Below are 18,767 nucleotides of genomic sequence, written 5' to 3'. Positions count from 1 at the left end.
GCGGGCGCGGAGTATAGCAAAAATTTCGGTTAAAACCTGAACTTTTTAGTGTTTTGGCATTTTATCTGCATCATTTTATCGCCAAGAGATAAAAGCCTTAGCGACGGCTCAGGCGGGATAGGGCCAATTCTGCAAGCACTGGGTTGGATCAGTACTGGATTGAGTATGCTCTTAGCTGAGTATGATTTAAGGTTGAGTGACGGCTGGCGCAAAGAATGGGCTAAATAAACGCGATAGAAAAATGCCGCAGTTTTGGCTGCGGCATTTTATATCTTGCTTATGACTAACCGAAGGTGCGTCTCAAGCCGAGGGCTTTCTCGGCATTATGCTTAAGCAGATGGGCGGCATCACCAATCAGATGGGTTGCGGCCAAGTTCTCTGCGCTTGAATGGGTGATGGAGTGTATGTTGCTGGCAATCTCGTTGACCACTTGACGCTGTTGATCCGCTGCGACCGCATTTTGCTGGGCAAAGGTGTGGATATCACTCACTTCTTGGTAAATGGTATTCACATTGTCGGCGGACAGTTGGATGTCGCTAGCGCAGCGTTCCGCGTGTTGGCGGCTCTGTTCCATTTCTTTGGCCCATGCGTTGAGCATAGTGAACATCTTATCGACACTTTTTGAAATACTGTTGGTCGACAGTTGGGTTCGGCTCGACAGCGCGCGCACTTCATCGGCGACCACGGCAAACCCACGGCCTTGTTCACCCGCACGGGCAGCTTCAATGGCCGCATTGAGGGCGAGAAGATTGGTTTGCTCGGCGATGGAGTCAATTTCGCCCATGGCATTAGCAACTTGCTCGGCTTCTTTATTCAATTGATGGGCATTGTTAGCGGCATCGGCAACAGACTTGGCCAGTTGTTCCACTTTTTGAGTATTGGCCTTCATATTGGCGCTGCTTTTAAGGCAAAGATCGTAGGCGGTATTGATGCTGGTGGACGTGAGATGGGTATTCTGCGCCACTTCTGTAATGGTTGAACTCATTTCTTCCATCGCGCCAGAGAGCTGTTCTAATTGACTTTTTTCTTGATCTAGGCTGACATAGGTTTGCTCGGTCGCGACCACTAATTGATCGGCAATTGCGTGCAATTGATTGGCTTGATCTTGTGTGCGTCCTAGTACGCCATTCATTTTGGCTTGCAGCATGATGAGCTGGAAATCGAGGATAGAAGACGTATCGGCACCCGAGTAGATGTAACGACTGATAGAGTCGTATTTGGTTTGCATTTCAATCAGTTTAGCGGGAATACGAAAGGCCTCATCGTAGAAAATAGCCAAGTTTAAACTCATCAAAACTGCCCCCGCGATAATCACGCCCCAGCCCCAAAAGTAGCCTGCGATCAGTAAGCCTGTCGAGGCGACAACCGCTGAGAGGATACGTTTCTGCATTAAGCTTAAGGGCTTAGAAATGGATTTATCCAGTTTAAGTCTTTGGTATATCTCATTTGCTTTGCTGACGTAGGCGGCCTGAGGCTGAATACGCACCGATTGATAACCGACAATAGTGCCGTTTTCAAACAATGGCGAGACAAAGGCATCGACCCAATAGAAGCCACCATTCTTACAGCGGTTCTTCACTATGCCGCGCCAAGATTGGCCCGACTTAAGCTTTTCCCACATTTCTTTAAAGGCGGCGCTTGGCATATCGGGATGACGAACCATATTGTGGGCACTGCCGACTAACTCTTGGGCGCTATAGCCTGAGACTTCGGCAAAACGGGCATTAACGTAAGTGATAACACCGCGAGTGTCGGTGGTGGAAATGAGTTCATCCTGTGGTGTTAAGCGGATTTCTTGATCTGATCTCTGTGCATTCAGTGTTCTGTTGGCAGACGCGTTACTCTGGCTCATTTAGTGTGTCCATTCAGGGCCGATATGATTCATTGGGGTTCAGGGGCGCGGTGTTAGGCGCTAATTTTCTTGCGCTTACTCTCATTGGGGTAAGCTTGTTATGTGATAAGACTATCATTTTTGTATGGGTATAGGAGAGCGCTTTTTGATGGCTCACCCATGAAAATCAATCGTTGGTTGTATTTATAAGCTATTGCAAAATATAAAAATTTTAAGTATTGCGAATACAGAATTAAACGAGCGTTTATCCTGCTGAAACGTAAATTTCAGTATTTTGTATAGGGTTATTTTCCCTCAGATATTGAGTGGATATTAGACGCTCATGTTATCGACTAAATCTGCTCGGCGATATTGGACTAATGTCCTTGATTCGGTTGGCATATCGCGGCATTCATTCGGGCGCTTTATTCGTCTTAGTCTATTCTTTAATGGGCAACAAACTATGACTTGCTGAGTGTGTGATTTATCTGGTTTTGCCTCAGTTTTGTCATCTCATTCGCACCCTTTAGTTTATTAACTCAGGTTCATTCGCTTAGGTTCATAAGATCAGCTTCATTAGCTCATAGCGGGAATGCAACATAAGAGGATTTTCCCATGGCGATATCACTTAGACGTGGCGTAGCTAAATTGGCTACCACGTCCTTGGGGACAGCAGCGGCACTGCCCCATTGGCGACGTTTGATTTTTGGACGTCTATTTGGCTTTCTTGCACTTCTCTGTGTGCCTGTATATATCACCAGCGTGTATTTATGTGTCATAGCCGATCTGTGGTCTATGGTGGTATTCGATACGCTCGCTTATGTGTTTTTACTGTTTCTGCTGTATTTTCCTAAGCTTGCTGATAGCACGCGTTTTGGCTGTGGTTGTTTGTTAGCGTTTGCTATCGGCGTTGGTTTTTTGATTGCGATTGGTCCATCGGGTGCGGGGTTCTTTTGGTTATTTATCTTTCCGCCATTAGTGGGCATTTTTTTAGGCCGTCGCGCGAGCTTATATGCCCAATATTTGAATGGGCTGAGTCTGGTAATGATTGGGCTTGCCTATCATTTTGGTTGGTTAAACTGGCCCGATATTCGCGGTTACAGTTTGGGTATTTGGGCCGTTGTTGTAGTTAATTTTATTGTAACCAATGCCATGCTGACCTTAACCATCACTTATTTATTAGGTAAGTTGGCTGATTCACTCGATTCAACCTTAGCCTCGCGCCAAGCGACTGTATTAGGGTTGGCCAAACTTGCTGAATACAGAGATAACGAGACGGGTGCGCACTTACTACGTATGCGGCAGTATTCGAAAATGCTCGCGGCGCAGCGGTTGCAGGCCGACAATCCACCTGCTGAATTAAACGATGATTTTATTCAAGATATTAGTCTATCGGCCATTTTGCACGACATAGGTAAAGTCGGTATTGCCGATGCGATTCTACTCAAACCGGGTAAATTAACCCCGCAGGAGTTTGAGCAGATCAAAGCTCACCCTGTGATTGGTGGGCAAGTGTTACGCAGTTTGTTGGAATATGCGCCCCAATGTACGTTTATTCGGATGGGCCAAGATATCGCGTCGGGTCACCATGAAAAGTGGGATGGTAGTGGTTACCCCTTAGGGTTGAAAGGTGAGGATATTCCGCTTTCGGCACGCATAGTTGCCTTAGTGGATGTCTATGATGCGCTGACTTCGCCGCGATGTTATAAGCGACCCTTTAGCCACCAAGAGGCTATCGACCTAATTATTGAAGGTAAAGGTAAGCATTTCGATCCTGAGTTAGTCGATTGTTTTATGGTAATTCATCACGAGTTTGAAGTGTTATCTAAGGCATCGCTGGATGATGCTTATCAGCCTATGGCGCAGCCTACTATGGTCTAGCAGCTCATGTTTACAATCGTGTTTTGAAATTGAAAATGTGTTTTGAAACCATGTTTCGAAACTATGAGCTGAAAGCATGCTATTGAAATACGACTAGGCCTTGAAAATACAGAAGCAGTGCTAAAAAAAACGCCCAAGGCTCATAGCCTTGGGCGTTTTATTTTGTAGCATATAACGGATGTAGAAGATGATTTAAATGACGACTTAAATCGCTACTTATCCGCAGGAGTGCTAAATCGCTCTAAATCGCTCTAAATCGCTCTAAATCGCTTTAGTCACTTGCGTTAACCACGCGAGTTCATCCCCGGACATCAGCGGCGAAAGTGTATGGAACACTTGCTGATGGTAAGCATTGAACCAGTCGATTTCCCCTTGCGTTAGCAAGCTCTTATCGATTAGGCGGGCATCCATAGGGATCATAGTCAGTGCATCGAACTCATACATCTCGCGCTCTGCGCCTTTCAGTGCTTCACAGTGTTGCACTACGACTAAGTTTTCTAAGCGAATGCCAAAACTCTCAGCGCGGTAGTAACCCGGCTCGTTGGAAAGCACCATGCCGGGCATCAGTGCGATACCGTTGACATTTTTACCTATGCGCTGTGGACCTTCGTGCACACTTAAAAAGTGGCCCACGCCATGGCCTGTGCCGTGGTCGTAATCAAAACCATGTTGCCATAAATACTGACGGGCGAATGCATCGAGCTGCTGGCCTGAAGTACCTTTAGGGAAGCGAGCTTGGTCCAGTGCGATATGACCTTTTAGCACCAGCGTGACCATTTTTTTATGTTCATCAGTCACTTTGCCAATCGCAATAGTACGGGTCACATCTGTGGTGCCATCGATATATTGCGCGCCAGAATCCACTAAGTAGATGCTGTCCATCGTCATCATCGCAGGTGTGCCATTGTTATGATTGTAATGGCACATGGCGGCATTGGGGCCCGCTGCTGAAATGGTGTCGAAACTTGGCTCGCGATAGCGCTCATCCTGCAGGCGGAAGCTCTCTAATTTATCGGCAAGTGTGGCTTCATCGTGCATACGCTTGGCGGCAACTTCGGCATCTAACCATGCAAGGAAGCGACTCACAGCAACGCCATCACGAATGTGACAAGCGCGCATGCCAGCAAGTTCAGAAGGATTTTTCTGCGCTTTAGGTAAAGAAACGGGATCAATTCCAGCAATCAATTTTGCTCCCGCTTCACGGGCGAGATTTTGTGCCCAAGCGTTAGCCGAGTTTGGATCGGCCAGCAGTTTGACGCCCTGCAAACTGGCAAGGGTATCGGCGAGCGTGGCCTCGTCCTTAAAGCTTACTCCTGCACCGACATGTTCCTCAATGCCCTCAGGGAGTTTGCTTAAATCGGTAAACAGCTGCATATCGCTATTAGCATGAAGCAGGGCACTGCCGAGCACGACAGGCAGACGCGGAATATCGTTACCGCGAATGTTTAATAGCCAGCAGAAAGAATCTAAGGCGGCGATCAAAGCAACATCAGCACCGGCTTTTTTCACTAAGGCGCCAATTTCAGTACGTTTTTGCAGACTGGTTTTACCGGCACTCTCGTTACTGAATAACGTGATTGGCGCACTCGAGGGTGCGGGGCGATCCTGCCAATGTAAATCGATAGGGTTTTGCTCAACCGCCACTAATTCGATTTGGGCTTTGTTTAAGGTCGCTTTGGCATTTTCAAACCAAGCTAAAGTATGCAAGCGTGCATCGAAGCCAACGCGTGACCCCGCTGGTAGCGTGTCACATAACCATTCAATTTGTGGCGTGTCTGTCAGGCTTTCGTAGCTGAAAAGTGCAGCATCCACTTGCAGACGAACTTGCACCGTATAACGGCCGTCGGTAAATATTACGGCTTTATCTTTCAATACGATAGCCATGCCTGCCGAACCGGTAAAGTGGGTTGCCCAGTACAAACGTTCGTTGTGTTCTGGCACATATTCGCCCAGATACTCGTCGGCGCGGGGAATGATAAAAGCATCGAGATTGGCAGAAGATAATTCGCTGCGAATAGCGTCGAGGCGGCTGGCGATAGAATGTGACATATGGGCTCCAAGTGAGACTGGCACGCTGTGCAAGTCGGTAGGCAAAGCTTGCCTAAGGATACGTTTATTTGAGTTCTAACCAGCTCGGATTATCGCAAGCCTAACGCGCGAGATGCAAGGGGAGCGAATAAAGGATTTTGTATACAATCGTGAATTTGTGCTGACTGCGATGAGCAAGCTAAGCTTTTAAATCCTTAATTTATTTGTGTGACTCTTAGCATAAAATATTTGTGTGACTCTTAGCATAAAACTTGAGTAAAACAAAATGTCAGTCATGTTTTTTTAGACTTGTTCCTTACAAATTAGCTACTTAAGTTTTATTCAATCGCTAACATTTGGACCCTATGCTAACATTTGCCATCTCCGCTCGGGGTCAGAGTGGGGCGCATGTATCAGTGGAGTAAGCGATGCAAATACTAACAATAGATGTGGGCGGTACGACAGCCCTGTTCGAACTTCAGCTCGCGGGACATACAGAACAATATAAAATTCCCACAGGCGAAGGTTTTAAAATTGAAGAGTTAAATAATCAAATCGCTGCGCTTGAATGCGATTACGACTTACAGCATTACCAATTAGCGATTGGCGTACCTGGACTGGTACAAAATAATCGTCTGGTTGCCTGTAAATCATTACCCGGGCTCAATGGCTTGAGCTTCGATACAGTTAAAACCCAAGGTGAGCTTAAGTTTATCTGCAACGATATGGATGCGGGTATGCAAGCCACGTGCGATGCCAAATATGCCTGTGAGTTGTTGGTCATGTGCGGTACTGGGATAGGGATGTCGATTGCGTTTAATGGGCAAGCCTTTACAGGTGCGACGGGGGTTGCAGGCGAGTTGGGGCATTGCCGCGTGATGACAGAATCAGGTGAATTTAGCTTAGAGCAACTCGCCAGTGGCGATTCTGTGCGCAGCCGTAACATCACCACTCAGGATGATTTATACCGTGCGGGCAGTTACCTTGGTATGGGGCTGGCGTGGACCGTGAATTTATTTAATCCCAATCGGATTTGGCTCGCGGGTAACATGATGAACAGTGCTCCTTACTACAAAGGCTGCCTCGAAAGCTTAAAGCAAATGGCATTGAGCGCGCCCTTAGCTGAGATGAAAATCAACCGCGTCGATGATATGGAAACCTTAGTGTGCCGAGGTTTATCTGTGATGCTCGCAAGGGATTATCCTCGCGCATAAGGATCATAGATGTTGTTCGCTTCTGGTTTTGAACTATTAGATTACAGTGGCTTAGTCCTAGCAATTTAAGCAGTATTAGCAGCATAAATAGTGAAATTGAGAACAGGACAGATGATGCCTTTGGCTTATCGTGTCCTGTTTTTTTATGGCTAAAATAGTCAGCAAATCATTAATTATCAAAGTAAATATTAGAAATAGTTGAACTGTATTTAATTGCTTTCTTATCAGACCACTACCTTAGTTGATAATATTTTGTTGCAATTTTATTGTGCTTACGTCTATGCTGATTATCGCAATGACAACGTTGTCATTGTGTGTAAAAGGCAAACCAGTTGAAAAACTGGGACGCAAAGCCTCCGGTCTAAGGGTTCGTCTGTACCTATGATAGCGGGGATACCACAGGTTTTTCTTCGTGCAATCGTTAATCGTTTTGCATGGTCTTAAGAGTGTTGTTTCCTGTCTACGCTTTGTTTGCCTTATTGATTCATATAAAAAATTCAATAGGGATATCTCATGTTCAAGACTCAAATTTCAACATCAGCCTTGCTGGTGGCCTCTGCACTGGCATCTACCGTGAGTGCCAATGCATTTGCCGCAGCGCCCGGTAAACCGACTATAGGTTGGGGCGAAACCAAGTTCGCGATTATCGAAGTGAATCAAGCCGCTACGGCTTACAATCAGTTGGTAACCATTAAAGATGCTGCCGATGTGTCAGTTAGCTGGAACCTCTGGAGTGGCGATGTGGGCAACAAAGCCCAAGTGCTGCTCAACGGTAATGTCGCTTGGGAAGGTCCCTCGGGCGCTTCTGGCACCGCTAACTTTAAGGTGAATAAAGGTGGCCGTTATCAGATGCAAGTGCAACTTTGTAACAGCGACGGTTGTACGGCAAGCGATGCCAAAGAAATCCTTGTAGCCGATACCGATGGCAGCCATTTAGTGCCACTCAATGCTCCGCTTAAAGAAAACAATCGTCCATACGCTAACAAGTCGGGAAAAGTGGTTGGCAGTTACTTTGTCGAGTGGGGTGTGTACGGCCGTAAGTTCCCAGTTGATAAGATCCCTGCACAGAACTTAACTCATATTTTATATGGCTTTACCCCTATTTGTGGTGGTGATGGCATTAACGATAGTTTGAAAGAAATCGACGGCAGTTTCCAAGCGTTGCAACGTGCCTGTAGCGGCCGTGAAGATTTTAAAGTCGCTATCCACGATCCTTGGGCGGCGGTCCAAATGCCACAGGCGGGCGTGAGTGACTACTCCGATCCCTACAAAGGTAACTTCGGCCAATTGATGGCGCTCAAGCAAGCCCACCCCGATCTAAAGATTTTGCCTTCGGTTGGTGGCTGGACGTTATCTGATCCCTTCTTTTTCTTTGGCGATAAAACTAAGCGCGATACCTTTGTCGCATCGGTGAAGGAATTCCTGCAAACGTGGAAATTTTTCGACGGCGTGGACATTGACTGGGAATTCCCCGGTGGCAGTGGTGCTAACCCCAATTTAGGTAATGCCAACGACGGTGAAACCTATGTGACCCTGATGCGTGAACTGCGCGTTATGCTTGATGAGTTAAGTGCTGAGACGGGTCGTACCTATGAACTCACATCGGCAATCAGTGCGGGTGATGACAAAATCGCTAAAGTCGACTACCAAGCTGCGCAGCAGTACATGGATTACATCTTCTTGATGAGTTACGACTTTAATGGCGGTTGGACAAACACTGAACTCGGTCATCAGACCAATCTTTATGAGGCGAGTTGGGATCCTGATACCCGCTACACCACTGACAAGGGCGTAAAAGCCCTGTTAACTCAAGGCGTAACCCCAGGGAAAATTGTGGTTGGTGCCGCTATGTACGGCCGCGGCTGGACAGGCGTGAATGGCTATACGGGCAATAACCCATTCACGGGGACAGCAACGGGCAAAGTGAAAGGCACATGGGAAGATGGCGTGGTGGATTATCGCCAGATAGTGAACGAGTACATGGGGAGTGGTTGGACTTACAGCTATGATGAAACGGCAGAAGCGGCATCAGTGTTTAAAGCATCGACGGGTGATTTAATCACTTTCGATGATGCGCGTTCCGTTAAAGCCAAGGGCCAATATGTGCTTGCCAATCAGTTAGGTGGTTTATTTGCATGGGAAATTGATGCCGATAACGGCGATATTCTTAATGCGATGCACGAAGGTTTAGGTCATGGCGAAGGGACAACACCACCAGTGAATAAAGCGCCGATTGCCAATGCGGGCGCGGATGTGAATGTCACTGGTCCAGCCGATGTGACGCTCAATGGTAGCGGATCGCGGGATCCTGAAAATGAGGCGCTGACGTATCTTTGGACGCAAGTGTCTGGCCCAACTATTGCCATCGCAAACGCCGATATGGTGAATGCGGCGATTCAATTGGGTGCAACGCAAACTGATATTGCCTATAGTTTTAGTCTCAAAGTGACTGATCCAGAAGGGCTATCTGCCACAGATTCAGTGACAGTGACTAACAAGGCAGATACTCCGAACCAAGCACCTGTGGTGAGTGTTGCAGCCACTGCAACAGTGGAGGCGGGTAAAACTGTCAGCATAGTGGCGAGTGCCTCTGATGCCGACGGTGATGCCTTAACTTACGCTTGGACTGTGCCCGCTGGCGTGTCGGCAACCGGACAAAATAGTGCCACCTTAGTGGTCACTGGGCCTAATGTCACCGAAGCGACCAGCTATGGTTTGAGCGTGCTGGTTTCCGATGGTGCCTTGGATGCGAGCGCATCGACGAATCTCACCGTGACGCCAAAAGTAATCGGTGGTGGTTGTGATGCAACCGATCCTAATGCCGGTAACTATCCTGCTTGGCAAACCAGTGTGGTGTACAACACGGGCGATACTGTGAGCCACAGTCAGTTGGTATGGAAAGCCAAGTACTGGACGCAGGGCAATACGCCATCTCGCACCGCTGATCAATGGCAGCTACTTAGCCAAGTTGCTCTCGGTTGGGATGCGGGTGTCGCCTATACTGGCGGGCAAACCACCAGCTATAACGGCCGTCAATGGAAGGCGAGTTACTGGACTAAAGGGGATGTACCGGGCGTTGCGGCGGTATGGGTTGATATTGGTGTTGCAAGCTGTCCTTAATTATTCAACATACTAATATTATTTGAGTTGTACAAAAAAGCCCTGCGATAACGCAGGGCTTTTTGTTCAGTAATTGACCTTACTGGCTAATTGAAGACTGATTTAATCAATCTTAAGCAGTTCTACATCAAAAATTAACACAGAACCACCGCCAATTTTGCCCGTGCTGCGATTGCCGTAGGCGAGTTCACTTGGGATAAAGAAACGCACTTTATCGCCAACGACCATAAGTTGCACGCCCTCGGTCCAACCTTTAATTACGCGGTTAAGCGGAAATGCGATGGGCTCACCGCGATCAACCGAACTATCGAACACAGTACCGTCGATCAAAGTGCCATGATAATGCACTGTCACAGTATCGCTGGCTTTAGGGTGAACAGTGCCATCGCCTTGAGTTAACACTTGATATTGCAAACCCGAAGCTGTGGTGATAACACCTTCTTTAGTTTTGTTTTGCGCTAAAAATTCATTGCCTAAACGGATATTCTCTTGGGCGGCTTTTTGGCCGTTCATTGAGGTAAAGAAGTAAAAAATCACCCCAGCAATCACAGCAACGGCAAGTAACATTTTCATATAAAGAGCACCTTAGTTAATTTTGGCCATATTATCAGTTTTTTTAGCTTGAGATGCTATCGGCACTCGCGTGTGCGTAGGGCTTGCTATCTGGTGCTACCAGTTCAACGCTTTAAAAAAAACCTCAAGACTTTATCCCGCTTTAGAGATCGCTTAACCTGTGGGCTTAAGACTCAATAAAAATTCAATAAAAACAGATAAAAACTAGAATTTAGATAATAAACAAGGAAAGTCTATGTTAAACAAAGCGGCAAAACCTCTGGTCAAACTCGTCGACCGATTCCTACCCGATCCCTATATATTCGTGCTTTTACTCACCTTAGTGGTGTTAATTGCTGTCGTGGTCGCAGAACACAAAACGCCACTGGAAGTCATTAATTATTGGGGCGATGGCTTTTGGACCCTGCTGAGTTTTTCGATGCAGATGTTGTTAGTGCTGGTGGCGGGATTTATGCTGGCAAGCTCCCCGCCAATTAAAAAGCTGCTCGATGCGATTGCGGGTTTAGCTAAGTCGGCACCGCAAGCCATTATGTTAGTGACCTTAGTATCACTGGCCGCCAGTTGGATTAACTGGGGTTTTGGGCTAGTGGTGGGGGCGTTATTTGCCAAAGCTTTAGCGCGTAAAGTGAAAGTGGATTATCGGCTGCTGGTCGCCAGCGCCTATTCTGGCTTTGTGGTTTGGCATGGTGGGCTCGCGGGTTCTATCCCGTTAACCATAGCAACTGCGGGGCATTTCTCCGAAGCACAAATTGGCATTATCCCCACTAGTGAAACCATTTTCGCGAGCTTTAACTTATTGTTAGTGGCGATTCTGTTTGTGGTTATGCCCTTAGTGAATCGCTTTATGCTGCCTGAAGACAAGGACAGCATTTATGTCGACCCAAGTGCCCTTGACGACAAAGGCAGCGAACTCGCAGCTTCGGCGCTGGAGCTTAACCCTGCCAATGTGAGCGAGTGTCAGCTTGAAAGCCGACCTGCGGATAAGTTAGAAAATAGCCGCTTACTCGGCTGGAGTGTCGGTGGCGCTGGGCTTGTGTACTTAGGCTATTACTTTTGGGTACAGGGCGGCAGCTTAAACCTTAACTTAGTGAACTTCTTATTCTTGTTTCTCGCCATCCTCTTACATCAAACGCCACGCAGTTTATTAACCAGCTTGAATGAGGCCATTAAGGGCGGCGCAGGGATTGTGATCCAATTCCCTTTCTATGCGGGCATTATGGCGGTAATGGTGCAGTCGGGTTTAGCCCAAAGTATTTCGGAAGGTTTTGTGGCCATAGCCAGTGCCGAGAGCCTGCCATTTTGGAGCTTTATTAGCGCGGGAATTGTAAATATTTTTGTGCCATCGGGAGGGGGTCAATGGGCCGTGCAGGCGCCGATTATGTTACCCGCTGCCGAAGCCTTGGGCGCCGATGTTGCTCGGGTGGCTATGGCCGTAGCTTGGGGTGATGCTTGGACTAACCTAATTCAACCTTTTTGGGCACTGCCCGTGCTGGCAATTGCGGGCTTAAAAGCGCGGGATATTATGGGCTTTTGTTTAATGCAACTGATGATCACAGGCGTGATTATCAGTATCGCGTTGAGTTGGTTCTAAAGGCAAAGTACAGCCAATTTTGCATTTTAGAGAAAGTGTAGGGCAATTTAAAATTGCCCTTTTTTATTGGCGATGAATGATTAAAACCACTTTTGTGGGTATTGCCGGCGGCAAAGTAAGTTGTGATACAGCCAACCAAAAGCCAGAATGAGCGCAACACCACTGGCGACGGGCATATACAGAAAATCCCAGTGCTGCGCCGTGAGCATAACGACCAGAGGATTCGCTCCCGCGGGTGGATGCACAGTATGAGTTAACATCATGACCGCTATGCCTAATCCGACCGCAAGCCCTAAGGCTAGCGGGGATACTCCTAAAGTATTTAGAATGATCAGTCCAACCAAACTTGTGAGTAAGTGGCCGCAGAAAATGTTTCTCGGTTGAGCGAGTGGACTTTCTGGCAAGGCAAACAACAACACCATAGTGGCACCAAAGGGGGCCATCAACCAAATGGTTTGCGGTATTAGCTGTTCAAGCGTCGCTAAACTACTGATACACAACGTGGCTCCACACCCTGCGAGCAAGGCCATCTTTAGATTCTGTGGATTGATTCTTTGCATCTTTCTCCCATTGATGGCTTGTGTTAAGCCCTTATTTTGATAATGATCTGTGGGCGCGAATGCTCAGGCAAAGCGTTGCCGTTAACACGCTGCGGTGTCCCGTGCTCCCTTTTGATTTCACTCTCGATTTCACTCTTGATTCCACAGTTAACCAAATTCAACTTTTAAGGTAGACCAATCTGTCTACTTTCGAGTATCTTCTCATGGGTAGACCGACTTGTCTACTCGTGAGAAGATACGGCTGACATTTGCTAGCTAATGTTTGCTAACGAATGTTTACCAGCTAATGTTTGCCAAAGAAGAGGAATAAGTTGATGCAGGGCACTGATATTCAGGCGGGGATGCCACCGGATAAACGGCAACAATTGGTCATGACCGCCTTTAAATTGTTTTATTTTCAAAGTGTTAATGGAGTGGGGATCAACCAGATCCTGCAGGAATCGGCGATTGCCAAGAAAACCCTGTACCACCACTTTGCCAGTAAAGATGAGTTAGTCGAAGCTGTGGTGCGCTATCGCGACGAGGTTTTTTATCAATGGCTTAGCGAGCGAGTGAACGCATTGCCAGCGGGACGAGAGGGCATTTGTGGGTTATTTAGGGCGCTCGATGATTGGTTTAATCAAAAGGTGCCGCAGCTGTGTGAGTTTCGCGGCTGTTTTTTTATCAACGTCAGCGCTGAATTTACTGAGCCGAGCCATCCTGTACATCAACTCTGTGTCCAGCATAAACAGCGAGTGGCCAGTTTAATTGAGCAGCAAGTCTCAGCATTGGGCTTGCCTGAAGCTAAGACCCAATACCTAGCTGCTGCGATAGGTTTACTCAAAGAGGGCGCGATAGTGTCGGCCCAACTAAAGGGCGACACTCAGTCAGCACTGTTGGCATTATATGTGGTTGAGCAGCTAATCGATGCCGCGACTCATGCTTAGATAAACATATCTACGGCGCCGGTTTTTATGCCATAACCCAGCACGGCTAAGTTAGCGACAACGGTGAGCCAGAAGACGTTTCTAAATGAGGCTTTAACTGACTTGTGCCTTAACACGTTTTGGGCAAACAGGGCGCCGGGCCAACCGCCCATGAGCGCCAGCAGATGCAAAGTGCTTTCTTTAGTGCGCCATTTACCGCGTTTTGCGGCTGATTTATCGATGGCATAGGCGATAAAGGTCAGCAGGCTCAGTGTGAGGTACATGCCCGCAATGCCGTAGGGAAGCATATGTTGCTGGGCCGCGCCGATTAAGCCAGCAAGAAAAATCAGCACTAATAACAGCGGCATAAGGCTTGAACCTGATGCGGCTGTATTGGACTTTTGAGTGCGACTATTTTGGGCACGATTAGTTTGAGGTGAAGCTCTGTTGCCCGTTTTGGCTGGTTTTGAATTCGTCATTATCTAGTATCAATCTCGTGTCAGTGTTTTTAAGCTTGCTGGCGTTCTTGTGATGCAGCGTATTTTTTAAACGCGAGGTGGCGCCAAAGTTTTTCCAATGGCCCTTGCTTGAAATAGCGTAAGTACAGGCTGGCCAACAATAATTGCACTACTGAATAAACCAGTGCCATGGCCATGTATCCCCATCTATCTAAGCTCAATAGCAATTCGGGAGCTAAGTGTCTAAACACTAACACGCCAACGATGGATTGCAGAATATAGAGACTAAAAGCAAGCTTGCCAACATTTTGCAATGGAGTCAGTCTATTAGGATTGTTCTGGCAAATTTTAACCATAATATGAATGTAAATCAGCGCCATTGGAATAGCGCTTAGCATGATCAACACATCTGAAAACGTCACTAGAATAGGATTATTGCTAAAGTCTAAACCGATATCGAGTAGCGATACCGTCACACTGGCGAGCACTAATTTCAGCAGTTGTGGCTTGCTAAACCCCCGCTCAAAAGTTCCCTGTTGATACAAGGCCATGCCGAGCAACATTAAGCCCGCCGTAAACCACATTATGGTAAAAGGGATCACCAACGCCATATAACCCACTTGTATCAAATGCAGGAACAATTGGTCGGCATAGCTTGAGGTCCATGCTCCGTATTGCTCTGCAAATAGACTCGATTCTCGAGTGAAAGGTTCATCGCTGCCCGTAAAGCTAATCAGCGTGATGATCACTAAGGCGCTTAAAATAAAAATATTCGCTTTGCGCTTAAGGGCTTCAATACTTAAATCTTTGTAACACAAAGCTAAAAATCCGCTGATCCCATAGGTTAATAAAATATCACCTGGCCAGATAATGATGCCGTGGAGTAGGCCAAACACCATTAGCCATTTCAAACGTGAACGTAGAAGTGGATATGCTTCTAGGCCTTTGGCGCTAAATCTCTGATATTGAATAAAAAGCCCGACACCAAATAAGATGGAAAACAGACTGATAAAGCGCGCCTCGATGAAAAAGCTGCTGAACACTTTGATTATGTGATCCGACAGCGGCGGCGTTTCGTGGGGGGCATAGCCAAAAAAAGTAATGCCCATAAAATAGATATTCATAAAAAATATCCCCAACACGGCTAAGCCGCGAATAGCATCGAGATTGGCATTACGTTGTGCGGGTATCGCCATGACGACTGGCTGCGTGGCGTTTGTTCTTGACCAAGGGTCTTTAGGTAAATTGGCTGGCACGTTAGCTGAGTTCCTTTCGCTAGTAGGCATGTTCGACTTTTCACTGGGATTTGGGAGGGCTAGCCTAGCAGGCACTAGCCTCCAATGAAATACAGCCAATACAAAAAGTGAAATACAAAAAAGATAGCAAGTGAAATATAGAAAGTGACTGAGAAGAGTGAAGATCCACTACTCGCCGATATCTTCGTTCCAGAGTGTGGGATGGCTAGCGATAAAGTCGTGCATCAGTTGTTTGCACTCGGCGTTATCGACCACAGTGACATCCACACCGCGGGATTTAACATAGGCTTCTGGTCCTTGGAAGGTGGTGTTTTCACCGACGATGACTTTAGGTATGCCATAAAGTAATACCGCGCCGCTGCACATGTCACAGGGCGATAGGGTGGAATACAAGGTCGCTCTTTGATACTCGGCGGCGCTAAATCGGCCGGCATTTTCGAGGCAATCCATTTCGGCATGCAGTACTGAACTGCCTTTTTGTACCCGTTTATTGTGGCCGCGCCCGACGATTTTGCCATCTATCACTAATACTGAACCAATGGGGATACCGCCCTCGGCGAGTCCTTGTTTGGCCTCTTCAATGGCTGCCGCTAAAAATTCATCCATCTTGATATCCTTAAAATATGAACCCTGAATATTAAACTCAGCATAGCACTCGTTTGATGGACAATCTAAATGGTTTTGATTTGTTGCTTTAATAAGTCCCTCAGGCTATCGAGAATTGGCTGCGAAGCTATTTCTGGTCGAAAAATCAGGCAGATATCGGCGGGGATGGTTTGTTTTAATTTAATAAACTTTACCCTAGGCCAAGGTTGTGAAGCATAACTTTGCGGCACTATGGATACCCTATTATCGCCAGCGATGATGGCCATCAAGCTATTGGGCTCGACCATTTCCTGTACTAATTTCGGCATAAATCCTGCGGCCTGACAGCTGGCGATAATCAAATCACTAGAGGCGGAGTTGGCACGGCTGAGTAAGGTGAAGGGCTCATCTTTGAGTTCACTCAAGTCGATGCTTTTACGTCTGGCTAAGGGATGTTTATTTGCCAGCGCTAACACCATAGGTTCGCTGGTGATGGTTTCGGCGATGAGGTGCGGCAGATTTAAGGTGTCGGCGTAGCGCACTAGGCCAAAATCGATTTCTTGATGCGCTAAGGCGACTTTTTGAGTTTCAGGTGATAACTCTTGAAAGATCAGCTCATTTTCAGGGCATTGCTTGCGAAAGCTTTTCAGTATGTCACCAAATCCCATCCAAAAAAGCGAGCTCATGATGCCAATTCGAATATGGTTTCTATCGAGTCGCCCAAGCTGAGCCACTTGCTCCAATGAGGTATTCACCAGCTCGAATATTTGCTCGCACTTTTCTCTTAACAATTGGCCATAGGGTGTGAGCTCCACTTGTCGAGTGCTGCGGGTGAACAGCTCAACGCCAAGGAGTGATTCTAACTCTTTGATTTGTGCGCTCAGCGGAGATTTCGATAGATGAAGTTGCTCGGCAGCAGCGGTAAAGTTTTTCACTTCAGCCACTCGATGAAAATACCGCAGCATCTTCAGGGTGACGAGTTCTGGTGCGTTTATCTTGCTCATCTCAGGCTCACAGCTCTTTAGTTATTGTCCTTTTTATCAGCACAAGAGTGCGATTAATCGCGATTATTTGCAACCCTAAGCCCGCTTATACTGAGGGCGTTTACTCTTTCACTCCTTTGCTATGAGGTACCTTGTATGAGCCATGATCCTGTTATTAATGCCCTTGCGACTATTCGAGCCCGTAAATCGAACTTCTCTCCCCGTGCTGCTATGATTTTGGGCTCAGGGCTTGGCGCGTTTGCCGATAATTTAGATAACAAAGTGGTGATCCCCTATGAAGAGTTAGACGGCTTTCCCGTGAGTACCGTCGTCGGGCACTCGGGAGAGCTAGTGCTCGGCAGCTTACATGGCATCGATATAGTGTGCATGAAAGGCCGCGGGCATTTTTACGAGCACCAAAGCATGAAAGTGATGACGACGCCGGTGCGTACTTTCAAACGCTTAGGTTGTGAATTATTACTTGTGACTAACGCTGCTGGGTCATTACGGCCAGAGCGGATCGGCGTGGGATCATTAGTGATTTTCAGCGATCACATCAACACTATGCCGGGTACGCCCATGACGGGCGCAAACGATGAAAGTTACGGTTCACGTTTTTTTAGCCTAGCCAATGCTTATGATAAAGACCTGAGAGTAGAAGCCTTAAGTGTCGCAAAAGCCGAAGGCATTGAAGTGAATCAAGGGGTCTTTGTGTCCTACTCTGGCCCGTGTTTTGAAACCGCGGCCGAAATCCGCATGATGCAAATCATCGGTGGCGATGTAGTGGGAATGTCTGTGGTGCCAGAGGTTATTTCGGCGGCGCATTGTGGTTTGCCCGTCTTGGCTGTGTGTGCCATTACCAATATGGCAGAGGGATTGGGGGACGTGCAGTTATCCCATGAACAAACTTTAACATCCGCTAAGCTTGCCGAAGCTGACTTTATCCGTTTAATTGAGCGTTTTACCGCCAGCCATTTTGCTTAATATCTGGTTTAACTGGGCTGCTGTATAACGATAGGGCGCGATAAAGGGCTGCTATTTTAAAAGCTCGTATTTAACAGGTCGAATTAAGCTCTCGTATTTAAGAGTTCGGATTTAAAAATCCGCACTTAAAAGTGAGCGAGCAAGGCGGCGTGCAATTGCGCTATCTGAGTTTTTTAACGAAATACGGCTGAAGGCTAAAAAGGGAGCTTAGCTCCCTTTTTAGCTGCTGACATTAAGCCGCAGCGCTCGATGCAAAACGCTTATTTCTGCGGTTTTTCTGAAATCCACAGCTTGATATGGCCCTTAACCACAACTACACCTTGGGTGTCGTAGGCGGTAACGGGAACCAACATATCGCCCGGAGTCCATTGCTCTGGCGTCACTTCGGCGATACATAAAATATCGCTGCCCGCTTTAGCGGTATAATCCAAACTCATGCCCTTAGGGATCCAACGTAAATGCTTTGGAATTGAGGCTTCGGCCATCACGCCCATCGCCATTTCTAGGCCGTTACAAATCGCAATCACATGCACAGTTTTTATATGATTATGAACGGCATGGCGTTTTTTAATTAAACAGGCGCAATGATTAAGGCGTAATTCAGTGATCAGTGGTTTGATGGTGCCGAAATAGGGTGCCATGCGTGAAACCATGATTGAAAACAGTTTTTGGCCGAAGGGATAACGGCGAGTCTTGTGGTAGAGCGCGAGCACTTTATTTGGTTTTTGTTCTGCAGTGCTAGAAGAGTCTGTCTGGCTCATGGTCATCCTTAATAATGATGCAAAGGGGGATTGTTAT

General features: G+C 47.1%; 15 protein-coding genes and 1 riboswitch. Of the genes, 6 read left to right on the top strand and 9 right to left on the bottom strand.

Annotation, left to right across the window (positions count from 1 at the left end):
- Window positions 1-283: 283 nt before the first annotated feature.
- Complete coding sequence (locus Q4Q46_RS04825) at window positions 284-1,852, bottom strand: methyl-accepting chemotaxis protein (protein WP_259562213.1); 1,569 nt, start codon at window positions 1,850-1,852, stop codon at window positions 284-286.
- Between the two features lie 594 nt (window positions 1,853-2,446).
- Between Q4Q46_RS04825 and Q4Q46_RS04820 the strand changes: the two genes are divergently transcribed.
- Entirely contained in the window at window positions 2,447-3,712 is a 1,266-nt protein-coding gene (locus Q4Q46_RS04820) for an HD-GYP domain-containing protein (RefSeq protein ID WP_311905361.1), read from the top strand.
- Window positions 3,713-3,973: 261 nt separating this feature from the next.
- On the opposite strand, the gene Q4Q46_RS04815 is transcribed toward Q4Q46_RS04820, so the two are convergent.
- Window positions 3,974-5,761: an aminopeptidase P family protein gene (locus Q4Q46_RS04815; RefSeq protein ID WP_311905360.1), complete on the bottom strand. Its 1,788-nt coding sequence runs from the start codon at window positions 5,759-5,761 to the stop codon at window positions 3,974-3,976.
- Between the two features lie 407 nt (window positions 5,762-6,168).
- On the opposite strand from Q4Q46_RS04815, the gene Q4Q46_RS04810 reads away from it, so the two are divergent.
- On the top strand, window positions 6,169-6,954 hold the full coding sequence (locus Q4Q46_RS04810) for an ROK family protein (protein ID WP_311905359.1): 786 nt from the start codon (window positions 6,169-6,171) through the stop codon (window positions 6,952-6,954).
- A gap of 312 nt (window positions 6,955-7,266) precedes the next feature.
- Window positions 7,267-7,355, top strand: a riboswitch (cyclic di-GMP riboswitch).
- Between the two features lie 112 nt (window positions 7,356-7,467).
- The gene (locus Q4Q46_RS04805; RefSeq protein WP_311905358.1) at window positions 7,468-10,074 is read left to right on the top strand and encodes a glycosyl hydrolase family 18 protein; all 2,607 of its coding nucleotides are present in this window, start codon (window positions 7,468-7,470) and stop codon (window positions 10,072-10,074) included.
- Window positions 10,075-10,176: 102 nt separating this feature from the next.
- Here Q4Q46_RS04805 and bamJ read toward each other — a convergent pair whose 3' ends face one another.
- Window positions 10,177-10,647, bottom strand: a complete 471-nt coding sequence (gene bamJ, locus Q4Q46_RS04800; protein WP_106649891.1) for a BamJ family beta-barrel-assembly machinery protein — start codon at window positions 10,645-10,647, stop codon at window positions 10,177-10,179.
- A gap of 235 nt (window positions 10,648-10,882) precedes the next feature.
- Here bamJ and Q4Q46_RS04795 point away from each other — a divergent pair, with 235 nt between their 5' ends.
- Complete coding sequence (locus Q4Q46_RS04795; RefSeq protein WP_311905357.1) at window positions 10,883-12,238, top strand: short-chain fatty acid transporter; 1,356 nt, start codon at window positions 10,883-10,885, stop codon at window positions 12,236-12,238.
- Window positions 12,239-12,318: 80 nt separating this feature from the next.
- Here Q4Q46_RS04795 and Q4Q46_RS04790 read toward each other — a convergent pair whose 3' ends face one another.
- On the bottom strand, window positions 12,319-12,798 hold the full coding sequence (locus Q4Q46_RS04790) for an HPP family protein (RefSeq protein WP_263142423.1): 480 nt from the start codon (window positions 12,796-12,798) through the stop codon (window positions 12,319-12,321).
- A 314-nt stretch (window positions 12,799-13,112) separates the two neighbouring features.
- Between Q4Q46_RS04790 and Q4Q46_RS04785 the strand changes: the two genes are divergently transcribed.
- Window positions 13,113-13,724 carry a TetR/AcrR family transcriptional regulator gene (locus tag Q4Q46_RS04785; protein WP_311905356.1) on the top strand — a complete coding sequence of 204 codons (612 nt, stop codon included), beginning with the start codon at window positions 13,113-13,115 and terminating at the stop codon, window positions 13,722-13,724.
- On the opposite strand, the gene Q4Q46_RS04780 is transcribed toward Q4Q46_RS04785, so the two are convergent.
- From Q4Q46_RS04780 to Q4Q46_RS04765, 4 genes are all read right to left on the bottom strand, one after another.
- Complete coding sequence (locus Q4Q46_RS04780; RefSeq protein ID WP_106649895.1) at window positions 13,721-14,182, bottom strand: DUF1294 domain-containing protein; 462 nt, start codon at window positions 14,180-14,182, stop codon at window positions 13,721-13,723. The two genes, Q4Q46_RS04785 and Q4Q46_RS04780, sit on opposite strands and share 4 nt — an antisense overlap.
- Window positions 14,183-14,211: 29 nt before the next feature.
- Window positions 14,212-15,417 (bottom strand): DUF418 domain-containing protein, encoded by a 1,206-nt coding sequence (locus Q4Q46_RS04775; protein ID WP_311905355.1) that lies wholly within the window; start codon window positions 15,415-15,417, stop codon window positions 14,212-14,214.
- 168 nt (window positions 15,418-15,585) lie between these two features.
- A complete protein-coding gene (locus tag Q4Q46_RS04770; protein ID WP_071938312.1) occupies window positions 15,586-16,023 on the bottom strand; it encodes a nucleoside deaminase in 438 nt (145 codons plus the stop codon).
- Between the two features lie 65 nt (window positions 16,024-16,088).
- Window positions 16,089-17,006, bottom strand: coding sequence for a LysR family transcriptional regulator (locus Q4Q46_RS04765; RefSeq protein WP_311905354.1), 918 nt, complete (start codon window positions 17,004-17,006; stop codon window positions 16,089-16,091).
- A gap of 135 nt (window positions 17,007-17,141) precedes the next feature.
- On the opposite strand from Q4Q46_RS04765, the gene xapA reads away from it, so the two are divergent.
- Window positions 17,142-17,969 (top strand): xanthosine phosphorylase, encoded by an 828-nt coding sequence (gene xapA / locus Q4Q46_RS04760; protein WP_311905353.1) that lies wholly within the window; start codon window positions 17,142-17,144, stop codon window positions 17,967-17,969.
- A 260-nt stretch (window positions 17,970-18,229) separates the two neighbouring features.
- On the opposite strand, the gene Q4Q46_RS04755 is transcribed toward xapA, so the two are convergent.
- A complete protein-coding gene (locus Q4Q46_RS04755; RefSeq protein WP_006085741.1) occupies window positions 18,230-18,730 on the bottom strand; it encodes a hotdog fold domain-containing protein in 501 nt (166 codons plus the stop codon).
- Window positions 18,731-18,767: the final 37 nt, after the last annotated feature.

The sequence above is a fragment of the Shewanella vaxholmensis genome, from assembly GCF_031932135.1.
GTDB lineage: Bacteria > Pseudomonadota > Gammaproteobacteria > Enterobacterales > Shewanellaceae > Shewanella > Shewanella hafniensis.
The sequence above is the reverse complement of the archived record's forward strand: the minus strand, read 5'-3'. Positions and strand labels throughout refer to the sequence as shown.